Here is a 12,133-nt window from a genome sequence, read left to right as displayed (position 1 = left end):
AGAGAGGGTGGGCGGGCCCGGGAGTGCTGTACAGGCACGCGGGCCCGGCCTTACCGTTCGGGGTGAGCCCGCACACCCTCCTGGAGGACTCGCCGATGCAGCAGCCGCTGAGCATCAACCGCACCACCGCGCTCGCCGTCGCCGCCCTGGCGCTGGTCCTGCCGCTGAGCGCGGTGAGCTGCTCCGCCGCCGAGAAGGCGCTCAGCTGCGCCAACACCGCGGTGCAGGTCAGCACGCACGTCGCCCAGCTCGGCGCGGCGTTCAACAACGCCGACCAGGACCCGGCCGCCGCCGGGCAGGCGCTGCAGAACCTCAAGGGCGACGTGGACAAGCTCGGGCGCAACTCCAACGACGCCGACCTGGGCCGGGCGGTCACCGACCTGCAGACCCAGATCGACAACGTGCAGCAGGCGCTCGACGACAACCGGACGCCCGACCTCGGGCCGCTGGGCAGCGCGGCCGGGCGGGTCAGCAAGGTGTGCACCGGCTGAGCGGCGGGGGCGCACTAGGCTGGGGGCCATGACCAAGCGACTCGTTCTCGCCACCCGCAACCAGCACAAGCTCGCCGAACTGCGCGACATCCTCGGCGCGGCCGGGCTGGAGGTCGAGCTGGTCGGGGCCGACGCCTTCCCCGAGGTGCCGGACGTGCGCGAGACCGGGGTGACCTTCGCCGAGAACGCGCTGCTCAAGGCGCACGCGCTGGCGAAGGCGACCGGGCTGCCGGCCGTCGCGGACGACTCCGGGCTGTGCGTGGACGTGCTGGGCGGGGCGCCCGGGATCTTCTCCGCGCGCTGGGCCGGGCGGCACGGCGACGACAAGGCCAACCTGGACCTGCTGCTGGCCCAGCTCGGCGACATCGCCGCGGAGCACCGGGCCGCCTCCTTCGCCTGCGCCGCCGCGCTCGCGCTGCCGGACGGCACCGAGCGGGTGGTCGAGGGCCGGCTGCACGGCACCCTGCGCACCGAGCCGGCCGGGACGGGCGGCTTCGGCTACGACCCGGTCCTCCAGCCGCTCGGCGAGAGCCGGACGTGCGCCGAGCTGAGCGCCGAGGAGAAGAACGCGATCAGCCACCGCGGGCAGGCGTTCCGCTCGCTGGCGCCGGTGGTCGCCGAACTGCTCGGCTGAGGACGGCGGATGCGCGAAGAGGCCCGCCCCGGCTCCCCGGGGCGGGCCTCTCGGCGTGCTCAACGCCGGTGCGGCCTGAGGGACTCGAACCCTCACGAGATTGCTCTCACGGGCACCTAAAACCCGGGCGTCTGCCAATTCCGCCAAGACCGCCGATACCTGATGTCCGCCATGCTACTGGCCCGTTGCGCGGGCGTGCACCACCCTTTCGGGCGGCGGTGCGGGGTGTCCGGACTTGTTCAAGAATTGGTACAGACCTATTGACCCTTGTGGTCCAGACCACGTACGTTCGCGCCGATCCGCGGAAATCCGGGCCCCGGGCGGTGCGCAACGGCCGGGCCCAGGCACGTCTTCCTCCCCCACGGCGTCCGGCCCCCCACGCCGGGCGCGAGCATTGGAGCGACCCATGCCCGAACGCGCCACAACCGCGCGCTCCGCCGCCCGGACCGGGCGGCGCCCGCTGAAGGCCCACGCCGCGCTGGTGACCGCGACCGCCCTGGTGGCCGGCGCCGCCGGACTGGTCACCGCGATCGGCGGCACCTCCTCGGCCGCCACCGTCAACCTGCTGGTCAACGGCGATTTCGAGAGCGGCACGCTGTCCGGCTGGAACTGCTCGGCCGGACTCGGCTCGGTCACCGCCACCGCCCCGCACGGCGGTGCCAGGGCGCTGCAGGCGGCGGCCTCCGCCTCGGACACCGCCCAGTGCTCGCAGACCGTCGCGGTCAGCCCGGGCACCACGTACAGCCTGAGCGGCTGGCTGAAGGGCAACTACACCTACCTGGGCGTCACCGGCACCGGCACCACCGACACCAGCGCCTGGGGCTCCGGCGCGGACTGGGCCAACCGCAGCACCACCTTCACCACCGGCGCCTCGACCACCTCGGTGACGGTCTACACCCACGGCTGGTACGGCCAGGGCACCTACTACGCGGACGACCTGGTGCTCACCGGCCCGGGCGGGTCGGGCTCCGCCGGCCCGTCGGCGAGCACCTCGGCGAGCGCGTCGGCCAGTGCCGGCGCGTCCGCGTCCGCGTCGGCCGGTCCGTCGTCGAGCCCGTCCTCCAGCGCGTCGTCCAGCGCCAGCCCCTCGCCGTCGGCCAGTGCCTCGCAGGGCGGGACGCCGGGCGGGGACGGGGTGGTGACCACGCCGACCGGGCTGAGCGCGAGCGTGGCGGGCACCGCGGTGACGCTGAAGTGGAACGCCTCCGCCGACAACGCGCAGAACGGCAACAGCGCGGTCTACCGGATCTTCACCGGCGGCACCACGACCCAGACCGCCACCTCGATGGGCACCTCGGTGACCGTCTCCTCGCTGCTGCCGAACACCCCGTACACCTTCACCGTGCAGGGCTACGACAAGGACGGCCACAGCAGCGGGTACTCCGCGCCGGTGACCGTCACCACCGGGGCGGCCCCGAGCGGCGCGCTGAAGTCGGCGTACTTCGCCCAGTGGGGCATCTACGGGAACAAGTACTACCCGTCGACGATGGCCGCCACCGGCGCGGCGAGCGGGCTGAACACGATGACCTACGCGTTCGCCAACATCAACCCGTCCACGCTGAGCTGCTTCGAGACCATCAAGGCCGCCGACACCAACGACAACAACCCGAACGCCGGCGACGGCGCGGGCGACGCGTTCGCGGACTACCAGAAGGGCTACACCGCCGACATCGCGGTGGACGGCACCACCGACGCCTGGACCCAGCCGTTGAAGGGCAACTTCAACCAGCTGCGCGAGCTCAAGGCGAAGTACCCGAACCTGAAGATCACCATGTCGCTGGGCGGCTGGACGTACTCCAAGTACTTCTCGGACGCGGCGGCCACCGACGCCTCGCGCAAGAAGCTGGTCTCCTCCTGCATCGACATGTTCATCAAGGGCAACCTGCCCTCGATCCAGGGCGACGCCACCGGCGGGGCCGCCGCGGCGATGGGGATCTTCGACGGCATCGACATCGACTGGGAGTACCCGGCCTCCGCGGGCGGCCACACCGGCAACCACTACTCGGCCGCCGACACCGCCAACTTCACCGCGCTGCTGGCCGAGTTCCGCAACCAGCTGGACGCGTACGGGCAGACCGTCGGCAAGAAGTACCTGCTCACCGCGGCCCTGCCGTCCGGCCAGGACAAGATCGCGCTGCTGCAGACCGACCAGATCGGGAAGTACCTGGACTACGGCAACGTGATGTCCTACGACATGCACGGCGGCTGGGACGCGACCGGCCCGACCAACCTCCAGGACCCGCTGTACGACAGCCCGAACGACCCGAGCAACCCGGTCGCCCCGGGCACCCAGAAGTACACCGTGGACAACGCGGTGAACGCCTACCTGAACGGCGCCCCGGCGTACGGCATCAAGGGCGGCTTCCCGGCGAAGAGGCTGGTGCTGGGCGTGCCGTTCTACTTCCGCGGCTGGACCGGCGTCCAGGCCGGCTCGAACTACGGCCTGTACCAGGGCGCGACCGGCCCGTCGGCGGCGCAGGGCACCAGCCAGACCGCGGGCGTGGCGTTCTGGAAGGAGCTGGCGGCGGCCGGCAAGACCGGCGGTTCGGCGGTGCACTGGGACCCGACCACGCAGAGCTCGTGGATCTACGACGGCACCAGCCTGTGGACCGGTGACACCCCGCAGGCGATCGCGGCGCGCGGCTCGTACGCCGCGTCCAAGGGCCTCGGCGGCATCTTCGCCTACTCGCTGGAGGCCGACGACAGCGCCGGAACCCTCGTCAACGCGATGACCGGAAGCATGAAGTAGCGTCAGTTCCCCCTGGTGAGGGCCGGATCGTCCGAGTGCGGACGGTCCGGCCCTTCATATCAAGTTGGTACAGACCTGTTGACGGGGATGGTCCAGACCTTTTAGGTTCGGCGGAACTTCCCCCACAGGTGTGCGGCTTCCCTCGGCCGCGCGCACGACACTCTCTCCAGGAGGACCGAGTGTTGATCCGAAACAAGGTGGAGCAGCGTCCCACCGCTGCCGGCCGCCACTCCAAGGGCCGCAGGACGGCCTTCGCCACCACCGCGGCCGCCGGCCTGGCGGGCCTGCTGATGAGCACGCTCGGCGTGGCCCCGTCCGCCGCCGCCGTCGACAACCAGGCGTGTCGTCCCGACGGCATGTACACCACGCCCGGTGTCGACGTCCCCTACTGCAACGTCTACGACACCAGCGGGCGCGAGCAGATGGGCGCCGACCACCAGCGCCGCGTCATCGGCTACTTCACCAGCTGGCGCACCGGCAAGGACGGCACGCCCGCCTACCTGGTGAACAACATCCCCTGGGACAAGGTCACCCACCTCAACTACGCGTTCGCGCACGTGGCGTCCGACAACACGCTGTCGGTCGGCACGGACAACGCGAACAACGCCTCCACCGGGATCACCTTCCCCGGCGTGGCGGGCGCGGAGATGGACCCGGCGTACGCGTACAAGGGCCACTTCAACCTGCTCAGCAAGTTCAAGAAGCAGTACCCGAACGTCAAGACCATGATCTCGGTGGGCGGTTGGGCCGAGACCGGCGGCTACTTCGACGACTCGGGCCAGCGGGTCAACTCCGGCGGCTTCTACTCGATGACCACCAACGCGGACGGGTCGGTCAACCAGGCCGGCATCAACACCTTCGCGGACTCGGCCGTCAGCTTCATCAAGAAGTACGGCTTCAACGGCGTCGACCTCGACTACGAGTACCCGACCTCGATGAAGGACGCGGGCAACCCGCTCGACTACTCGCTCTCCAACGCCAAGCGCGCCTCCCTGATGAAGGGCTACGCGGCGCTGCTGAAGACCGTGCGCGAGAAGCTCGACCGGGCCTCCGCCGCCGACGGCAAGTACTACCTGCTGTCGGTCGCCGCCCCGTCCTCGGGCTACCTGCTGCGCGGCATGGAGACCTTCCAGGTCACCCAGTACCTGGACTACGTCAACATCATGTCGTACGACCTGCACGGCGCCTGGAACAAGTACGTCGGCCCGAACGCCGCGCTGTACGACGACGGCAAGGACGCCGAGCTGGCGGCCGCCAACGTGTACGGCACCTCGCAGTACGGCGGCATCGGCTACCTGAACACCGACTGGGCCGTGCACTACTTCCGCGGCGCGATGCCGGCCGGCCGGATCAACCTCGGCGTGCCGTACTACACCCGCGGCTTCCAGAACGTGCAGGGCGGCACCAACGGCCTGTGGGGCACCTCCTCCACCACCACCTGCCCGGCCGGCTCCGGCCTGACCACCTGCGGTGACGGCGCCGTCGGCGTCGACAACATCTGGCACGACCTGGACGACAACGGCAAGGAGTCGCCCGCCGGCTCCAACCCGATGTGGCACGCCAAGAACCTGGAGGCCGGCGTCCTGCCGGACTACCTCGCCAAGTACGGCGTGAGCGACACCTCGCTCAAGGGCACCTACGCCCGCAACTACAGCTCGTCGCTGGTCGCCCCCTGGCTGTGGAACGCCGACAAGAAGGTCTTCCTCTCCACCGAGGACGACCAGTCGATCGGCGCCAAGGCCGACTACGTGGTCAACCAGGGCGTCGGCGGCGCGATGATCTGGGAGCTGGCCGGCGACTACAAGTGGGACGCCACCGCCAACGGCGGCAAGGGCGAGTACGTCCAGGGCAGCACCATGACCTCGCTGCTGTACGACAAGTTCAAGTCGGCCTCGGCGTACGGCGCGACCCGCTCCACCATCGCGCTGCCGCAGCAGACCCTGCCGATCGACGTGTCCTTCACCGACTTCGCGCTGGGCGACAACAACTACCCGATCAACCCGAAGATCCACATCGTCAACAACTCGACCACCACCCTGCCGGGCGGCACCGAGTTCCAGTTCGACTACTCGGTCTCCGCGCCCGCCAACGCCGCCGACCAGTCCGGCTTCGGCTCCAAGGTGATCCGGGCCGACCACACCGGCAGCAACGTCGGCGGCCTGAAGGGCACCTACAACCGGGTCTCGCTGAAGCTGCCGACCTGGCAGACCCTGGCGCCCGGCGCCTCGGTGGACGTCGCCTTCGTCTACTACCTGCCGGTCTCCACCCCCGCCAACTGGACCGTGAACGTCGGCGGCACGCTGTACGGCATCACCGGCGACTTCACCCGCGGCACCACCGCGGGCACCGCCTCGCCGTCCCCGTCCACCTCCGCGTCCGCGTCGCCCTCGAAGTCGGCCTCGCCGTCCGCGTCGGCCAGCGCCTCGCAGTCGGCGTCCCCGTCGGCCAGCGCCTCGCAGTCGGCGTCCCCGTCGGCCAGCGCCTCCGCCTCGCCCTCCAAGTCGGCCTCGCCGTCGGCCAGCGCCTCCGCGTCGGCCAGCACCGGGACCTGCTCGGGCGCGCCGAGCTGGAGCGCGGGCGCCGTCTACGCCACCGTCACCAAGGTGTCGTGGAAGGGCCACTACTACCAGAACAAGTGGTGGACCACGAACGAGGACCCCTCGCTGAGCGGCGCCTGGGGCGCCTGGACGGACCTCGGGGCCTGCTGAGCCCGGCCCCGGGCCCATGAACGGCGGTGGCGGTCGACCCGGTCGGGGGGTCGGCCGCCACCGCTGCGCCGTTCAGGAGCTCACCGGCCGACCTTCAGGTCCTTGAGCAGCTTGGCGACGTGGCCGGCGGCCCGGACGTTGTACAGCGCCCGCTCCACCCTGCCCTCCTCGTCCACCACGACCGTGGAGCGGATCACGCCCTGGTAGGTGCGGCCGTAGTTCACCTTCTCGCCGTACGCGCCGTACGCCTCCAGCACCCGGTGCTCCGGGTCGGACAGCAGGGTCACCTTCAGCTGCTCGGTCTCGCGGAACTTCCCGAGCTTCTCCGGCCTGTCCGGCGAGACGCCGATCACGTCGTAGCCGGCCCCCGCGAACACCTCCAGGTTGTCGGTGAAGTCGCAGGCCTGCTTGGTGCACCCCGGGGTAAGCGCCTGGGGGTAGAAGTAGACGATCACCTTCCGGCCCAGGTGGTCGGCCAGCGACACCTCCTTCCCGTCGGCGTCGGGCAGGGTGAAGGCGGGGGCGGTGTCGCCGGGCTGCAGGCGCTCGCTCACGATCGGGGCTCTCCTCGGGAGTGGACGGGTGGTCGTGCTGCGGGATCAACCTACTCCCGTTGGTGGGTGGCGCTGCGCGCGTGCGGCGGTGAGCTGACAGACTGTCGACGGAGAAGAAGTGCCTAGCGGTAACAGAGATGGGGTGGCCCCAGTGGCAGCGAGCGGCAAGGACACGTCGGCACCGCGTACGACGGCCCAGATCGAGGCGGACATCGCCGGGACGAGGGACCGGCTCGCCGTGACCCTCGACGAACTCGCCATGCGCGTCCACCCGGCCACCGTCGCCGCGCAGGCCAAGGCCAAGGTCCGGGCCTCGGTCGAGCAGAAGGCCGGGCAGGCGTACGTGGCCGCGAGCGGCGCCGTCGAGCAGGTGAAGTCGAAGTTCGTCGACGAGGACGGGCGGCTGCGGACGGAGCGGGTGGTGCCGGCCGCGCTGGTCGGCGTCGGCGTGGTGCTGCTGATCGCCTCGGCGCGGCGGCGGCGCAAGGGCTGACCGCAGCCCGCCGCGGGGCCCCGGGCCGGTGCCCGGGGCCCCGCCGTTTCCCCGGTCCGGTACGGTCGGGGCGTGAGCGAGAACGACACGCAGAACACGGCCGCGGCCGACCGGGACGAACCGCACGACCGGCACGGGCGGCACGACCGGCTCGGCGAGAAGCTGCCGATCCGGATGCTGCACGACCGGGTGCTGGTGCGGACCGAGACCGGCGAGGGCGAGCGCCGCTCCACCGGCGGCATCCTGATCCCGGCGACCGCCGAGCTGTCGCGCCGCTGCGCGTGGGCCGAGGCGGTGGCCGTCGGCCAGAGCGTCCGGTCCGTCGAGCCCGGCGACCGGGTGCTGTACGACCCGGAGGACAAGCTGGAGGTCGAGGTCCGCGGGGCGACGTACGTGCTGCTGCGCGAGCGCGACCTGCACGCGGTGGCGGCCGGGCGGTTCGGCGACCTGGAGGGCTCGACCGGGCTGTACCTGTAGCAGCCGTGCCGACAGGGCCGGACCCGGAACAAACGGGGTGCGGGACGGCCGGTGCCGGGCGTAGCGTGGTGGGCCGTCCGGGTACCGGAATAGTCGGCGAGGGGGCATCGTGGTCGGCGCGCTCTACTGGTCGGTGGCCCGGGGCGCGTTCCGGCGCTACTCCACGTACCGGGCGGCGACGGTCGCGGGGACGGTCACCAACAGCGTGTTCGGGATCATCCTGGCGTACACCATGCTCGCGCTCTGGCGGGCCCGGCCCGGGCTGGGCGGCTACGACGCCGCGCAGGCGGTCACCTACATCTGGATCAGCCAGGCCCTGCTGGCGACGGTCGCGGTCTGGGGCGGCGGCTTCCAGGACGACCTCCAGGCGCGCTTCCGCAGCGGCGACATCGCGGTGGACCTCTACCGGCCGGTGGACTTCCAGGGCTGGTGGCTGGCCACCGACCTGGGGCGGGCCGCGTTCCAACTGGTCACCAGGGGCGCGCTGCCGGTGCTGGTGGGCGCCGCGCTGTTCGACCTGGCGCTGCCGCGCAGCCCGCTGGTGTGGGCCGAGTTCCTGCTGGCGGTGGCGCTGGCGGTGCTGGTCAGCTTCGGGCTGCGCTTCCTGGCCTCGCTGACCGGGTTCTGGCTGCACGAGTCCGAGGGGGTGCGGGCCGCGATGACCGTGGTGTCGATGTTCTTCTCCGGGATGCTGCTCCCGCTGGCCCTCTTCCCGGGCCTGCTGGGCGAGTTGGCCCGGGCGCTGCCGTTCTCGGCGATGGTGCAGCTGCCCGCCGACGTGCTGCTGCGGCGGCGCACCGGCACCGGCCTGCTGAGCCTGTACGGGTTCCAACTGGCCTGGGCCGCCGCGCTGCTGGCCCTCGGCCGGGCCGGGCAGGCGCTGGCGGTGCGCCGGGTGGTGGTGCAGGGTGGTTGAGCCGGAGGGCCTGGCGGCCCGGGCCGGCTGGGCGGTGCGCTCCTGGTGGCTGATCGCCGGGATGTGGATCCGCTCCACCATGGCCTACCGGGCCTCGTTCGTGCTCAGCCTGGTCGCCAACACCCTGATCACCTTCCTGGACTTCACCGTCCTGCTGCTGATGTTCGGCCACACCCGGCAGCTGGCCGGGTGGACGCTGCCGGAGACCGCCTTCCTGTACGCCACCTCCTCGATCGCGCTCGGCGCGGCCAACGTCCTGGTCGGCTCGGTCAGCGGGCTGGGCGAGCGGGTGCGGGCCGGCAGCCTGGACACCATGCTGATCCGGCCCGCCCCCGCGCTGGCCCAGCTCGCCGCCGAGCGCTTCTCGCTGCGCCGCCTGGGCCGGCTGCTCCAGGCCCTCGCCGTGCTCGGCTGGTCGCTCGCCGCGCTGGACGTGCACTGGACCTGGGACCGGGTGCTGATGGTGCCCGCGCTGCTGCTCTGCGGCACGCTGATCTTCTGCGCGCTGTTCGTCGGCTGCTCCTGCGTGCAGTTCTGGTGGGGCGAGGCCGCCGAACTGCAGAACTCGGTGACGTACGGCGGGGCCACCCTGCTCCAGTACCCGCCCACCGTGTTCGCCCGGGAGGTCGTCGCGGGCACCGTGTTCGGCGTCCCGCTGGCCTTCGTCAACTGGCTGCCCGCCCTGCACGTCCTGGGCCGGCCCGACCCGCTCGGCCTGCCGGTCGGCTTCCGGTTCGCCGCGCCGCTGGCCGCCGCGCTCTGCCTGCTGGCGGCCGGCCTGGCCTGGCGGGCCGGGCTGCGCGCCTACCGCTCCACCGGAAGCTGACGGAAGGGGAACCACGGCGATGATCGAGGTCGAGGACGTCCGGCGGAGCTTCACCGTCCGCACCGGCGAAGGGCGCTGGCGCCGCGGCAGGCGCGAGGTGCGGGCCGTCGACGGGCTGACGTTCAGCGTCGCCGAGGGCGAGTGCGTCGGCTACATCGGCCCGAACGGCGCCGGGAAGTCCACCACCGTCAAGATGCTCACCGGCATCCTGGTGCCCACCGGCGGACGGCTGCGGGTGGCCGGCGTCGACCCGGCCGCCCGCCGCTCCGAACTCGCCCGCCGGATCGGCGTGGTGTTCGGCCAGCGCACCACCCTGTGGTGGGACCTGCCGCTGCGCGACAGCTACGAACTGGCCCGGCGGATCTACCGGATCCCCGACGCCAGGTACCGGGCCAACCTCGACCGCTGCGTCGAACTGCTCGACCTGGCCGCCCTGCTGGACACCCCCGTCCGGCAGCTCTCGCTCGGCCAGCGGATGCGCGGCGACCTCGCCGCCGCCCTGCTGCACGACCCCGGCGTGCTCTACCTCGACGAGCCCACCATCGGGCTCGACGTGGTCAGCAAGGCCAAGGTCCGCGAGTTCCTGCGCGAGACCAACCGGGAGCGGCGCACCACCGTGCTGCTCACCACCCACGACCTGACCGACATCGAGCAGCTGTGCGGCCGGGTGATGGTGATCGACCACGGCCGCCTCGTCCTGGACGGCCCGCTGGAGCGGCTGCACGAGATCGGCGGCAGCGAACGCACCCTGGTGGTCGACCTGGCCGGGGCGCACCCGCCGATCGAGCTGCCCGGCGTCCGGGTGGTCAAGACCGAGGGCCCGCGCCAGTGGCTGGCCTTCCCGGCCCGGCAGAGCGCCGCGCCGATCGTCGCCGCCGTCGCCGAGCGCTACCCGCTGGTCGACCTGTCGCTGCGGGAGCCCGCGATCGAGGACGTGATCGCCCGGATCTACGCCGGGAGCGCCGCCGCGCCGGTGGCCTGAGCCCCCCTCACCCGTTCGGGTGGCGAAGGTGACCAGTCGGCCGGTACGGGAGTTGACACCTCGTGACCGAGCAAGGACCGGACGTCAGCGTGGTGATCGCCGTCCACGACACCATGCCCTACCTGACCGCCTGCCTGGACTCGCTGGTGGGCCAGAGCATCGAGCCGCACCGGATGGAGGTGGTCGCCGTCGACGACGGCTCCGGCGACGGCAGCACCGAGGAGCTCGCCCGCTACGCGGCCGCCCACCCCGGACTGTTCCGCACCGTCCGGCAGCCCGCCTCCGGCGGCCCCGCCGGACCCACCAACCGCGGCACCGAACTCGCCCGCGGCCGCTACCTGCTGTACCTCGGCGCCGACGACTGGCTCGGCCCCGAGGCGCTGGAGCGGATGGTCGAGGCCGCCGACCGCTGGCAGTCCGACGTGCTGATCCCCAAGCAGGTCGGCGAACACGGCCGGGTCGTCCCGCAGGGCATCTTCGACCGCACCGCCGAACAGGTCGGCTTCACCGACTCCGCGCTCGCCTGGGCGCTCGGCGACACCAAGCTGTTCCGCCGCGAACTCGTCACCGCCCACGGACTGCGCCGCCGCGAGGACCTGGTCATCCACTCCGACCAGCCCTTCACCCTCGGCGCGCTGCTGCACGCCCGCAAGGTCTCCGTCCTCGCCGACTACGACTACTACCACCTGGTGCTGCGCCGGGACCGCTCCAACGTCACCCACCGGGCCGGGCCGATGGACCGGCTGCGCGGCTTCGCCGCCGCCCACGAGGTGCTCGACCGCAGCGCCCTGCCCGGGCCCGACCGGGACGCCGTGCGGGCCCGCTACTTCAGCTGGGACGTCCCGCAGCTGCTCCAGGCGCCGTTCCTGGCCGAACCGCCCGCCGTGCAGCGCCGGATCGTCCAGGAGATCGGCCGGTTCACCGACCGGCACTGCTCGCCCGCCGTGTTCCGCACCCTGCCCGTCCCCGCCCGGCTCCGGCTGGCCCTGGCCCGGCGCGGCGAACTGCTCGCCCTGTGCGACCTGATCACCTGGGAGCAGGACCACGGCGAGCCGCCCGCCGTCCGGCGCGGCTCCCGGCTCTACGCCGACCACCCGATGTTCCGCGACAAGCGCCTCGGCCTGCCCGACGCCCTGTTCGAACTCGGCCGCGCCCCCGGGCCGGCCGGCTGGCGCCGCCTCGTCCCCGCGCCGCTGCGCCGCGCCCGGTGGGCGGTCAAGCGCGTGCTGCGCAGGGCCCGCCGGGACGGCCTGACCGGGCTGCTGCGGGGTGCCCGGTGAACGGGGTGCCGGAGCGGGACGCG

Annotated in this window: 11 protein-coding genes and 1 tRNA gene; 10 read left to right on the top strand and 2 right to left on the bottom strand. The window is 72.3% G+C overall.

What is annotated here, in order from left to right; genetic code table 11:
- Positions 1-62 precede the first annotated feature (62 nt).
- Together ACIP60_RS05010 and rdgB are read left to right on the top strand one after the other, a co-directional pair.
- Entirely contained in the window at positions 63-491 is a 429-nt protein-coding gene (locus tag ACIP60_RS05010) for a hypothetical protein (protein WP_400680157.1), read from the top strand.
- 28 nt (positions 492-519) lie between these two features.
- Positions 520-1,125: an RdgB/HAM1 family non-canonical purine NTP pyrophosphatase gene (gene rdgB / locus ACIP60_RS05005; protein WP_400680155.1), complete on the top strand. Its 606-nt coding sequence runs from the start codon at positions 520-522 to the stop codon at positions 1,123-1,125.
- A 69-nt stretch (positions 1,126-1,194) separates the two neighbouring features.
- Here the strand turns inward: rdgB and ACIP60_RS05000 are convergent.
- A tRNA-Leu gene (locus ACIP60_RS05000) sits at positions 1,195-1,278 on the bottom strand.
- Between the two features lie 253 nt (positions 1,279-1,531).
- Here ACIP60_RS05000 and ACIP60_RS04995 point away from each other — a divergent pair.
- Both ACIP60_RS04995 and ACIP60_RS04990 read left to right on the top strand, forming a co-directional pair.
- Positions 1,532-3,874: a glycosyl hydrolase family 18 protein gene (locus ACIP60_RS04995; RefSeq protein ID WP_400680152.1), complete on the top strand. Its 2,343-nt coding sequence runs from the start codon at positions 1,532-1,534 to the stop codon at positions 3,872-3,874.
- Positions 3,875-4,164: 290 nt separating this feature from the next.
- Positions 4,165-6,582, top strand: a complete 2,418-nt coding sequence (locus tag ACIP60_RS04990; RefSeq protein ID WP_400681518.1) for a chitinase C-terminal domain-containing protein — start codon at positions 4,165-4,167, stop codon at positions 6,580-6,582.
- An 80-nt stretch (positions 6,583-6,662) separates the two neighbouring features.
- Here the strand turns inward: ACIP60_RS04990 and bcp are convergent, their stop codons facing one another.
- Positions 6,663-7,136, bottom strand: coding sequence for a thioredoxin-dependent thiol peroxidase (gene bcp, locus ACIP60_RS04985; protein WP_400680149.1), 474 nt, complete (start codon positions 7,134-7,136; stop codon positions 6,663-6,665).
- 142 nt (positions 7,137-7,278) lie between these two features.
- On the opposite strand from bcp, the gene ACIP60_RS04980 reads away from it, so the two are divergent.
- The 6 genes from ACIP60_RS04980 to ACIP60_RS04955 all read left to right on the top strand — a co-directional run bounded on the left by ACIP60_RS04980 (position 7,279) and on the right by ACIP60_RS04955 (position 12,110).
- Positions 7,279-7,629: a DUF3618 domain-containing protein gene (locus tag ACIP60_RS04980; protein WP_370447587.1), complete on the top strand. Its 351-nt coding sequence runs from the start codon at positions 7,279-7,281 to the stop codon at positions 7,627-7,629.
- A 174-nt stretch (positions 7,630-7,803) separates the two neighbouring features.
- A complete protein-coding gene (locus ACIP60_RS04975) occupies positions 7,804-8,106 on the top strand; it encodes a co-chaperone GroES (RefSeq protein ID WP_051732111.1) in 303 nt (100 codons plus the stop codon).
- A gap of 109 nt (positions 8,107-8,215) precedes the next feature.
- Complete coding sequence (locus ACIP60_RS04970; protein ID WP_400680146.1) at positions 8,216-9,022, top strand: ABC transporter permease; 807 nt, start codon at positions 8,216-8,218, stop codon at positions 9,020-9,022.
- The gene (locus ACIP60_RS04965) at positions 9,015-9,848 is read left to right on the top strand and encodes an ABC transporter permease (RefSeq protein ID WP_400680143.1); all 834 of its coding nucleotides are present in this window, start codon (positions 9,015-9,017) and stop codon (positions 9,846-9,848) included. Before ACIP60_RS04970 ends, ACIP60_RS04965 begins: the two co-directional genes overlap by 8 nt.
- A 19-nt stretch (positions 9,849-9,867) precedes the next feature.
- Complete coding sequence (locus ACIP60_RS04960) at positions 9,868-10,830, top strand: ATP-binding cassette domain-containing protein (RefSeq protein WP_400680142.1); 963 nt, start codon at positions 9,868-9,870, stop codon at positions 10,828-10,830.
- Positions 10,831-10,892: 62 nt separating this feature from the next.
- The gene (locus ACIP60_RS04955) at positions 10,893-12,110 is read left to right on the top strand and encodes a glycosyltransferase family 2 protein (protein WP_400680139.1); all 1,218 of its coding nucleotides are present in this window, start codon (positions 10,893-10,895) and stop codon (positions 12,108-12,110) included.
- Positions 12,111-12,133 lie beyond the last annotated feature (23 nt).

This window comes from Kitasatospora sp. NPDC088783 (genome assembly GCF_044750705.1).
Classification (GTDB): Bacteria; Actinomycetota; Actinomycetes; order Streptomycetales; family Streptomycetaceae; genus Kitasatospora; species Kitasatospora fiedleri.
The sequence above is the reverse complement of the archived record's forward strand: the minus strand, read 5'-3'. Positions and strand labels throughout refer to the sequence as shown.

Bases quoted from the DNA above. Each gene is read 5' to 3' on its own strand.
- rdgB (WP_400680155.1), top strand. From the start codon at position 520: ATGACCAAGCGACTCGTTCTCGCCACCCGCAACCAGCACAAGCTCGCC.
- ACIP60_RS04995 (WP_400680152.1), top strand. From the start codon at position 1,532: ATGCCCGAACGCGCCACAACCGCGCGCTCCGCCGCCCGGACCGGGCGG.
- ACIP60_RS04975 (WP_051732111.1), top strand. From the start codon at position 7,804: ATGCTGCACGACCGGGTGCTGGTGCGGACCGAGACCGGCGAGGGCGAG.
- ACIP60_RS04960 (WP_400680142.1), top strand. From the start codon at position 9,868: ATGATCGAGGTCGAGGACGTCCGGCGGAGCTTCACCGTCCGCACCGGC.
- ACIP60_RS04990 (WP_400681518.1), top strand. From the start codon at position 4,165: ATGAGCACGCTCGGCGTGGCCCCGTCCGCCGCCGCCGTCGACAACCAG.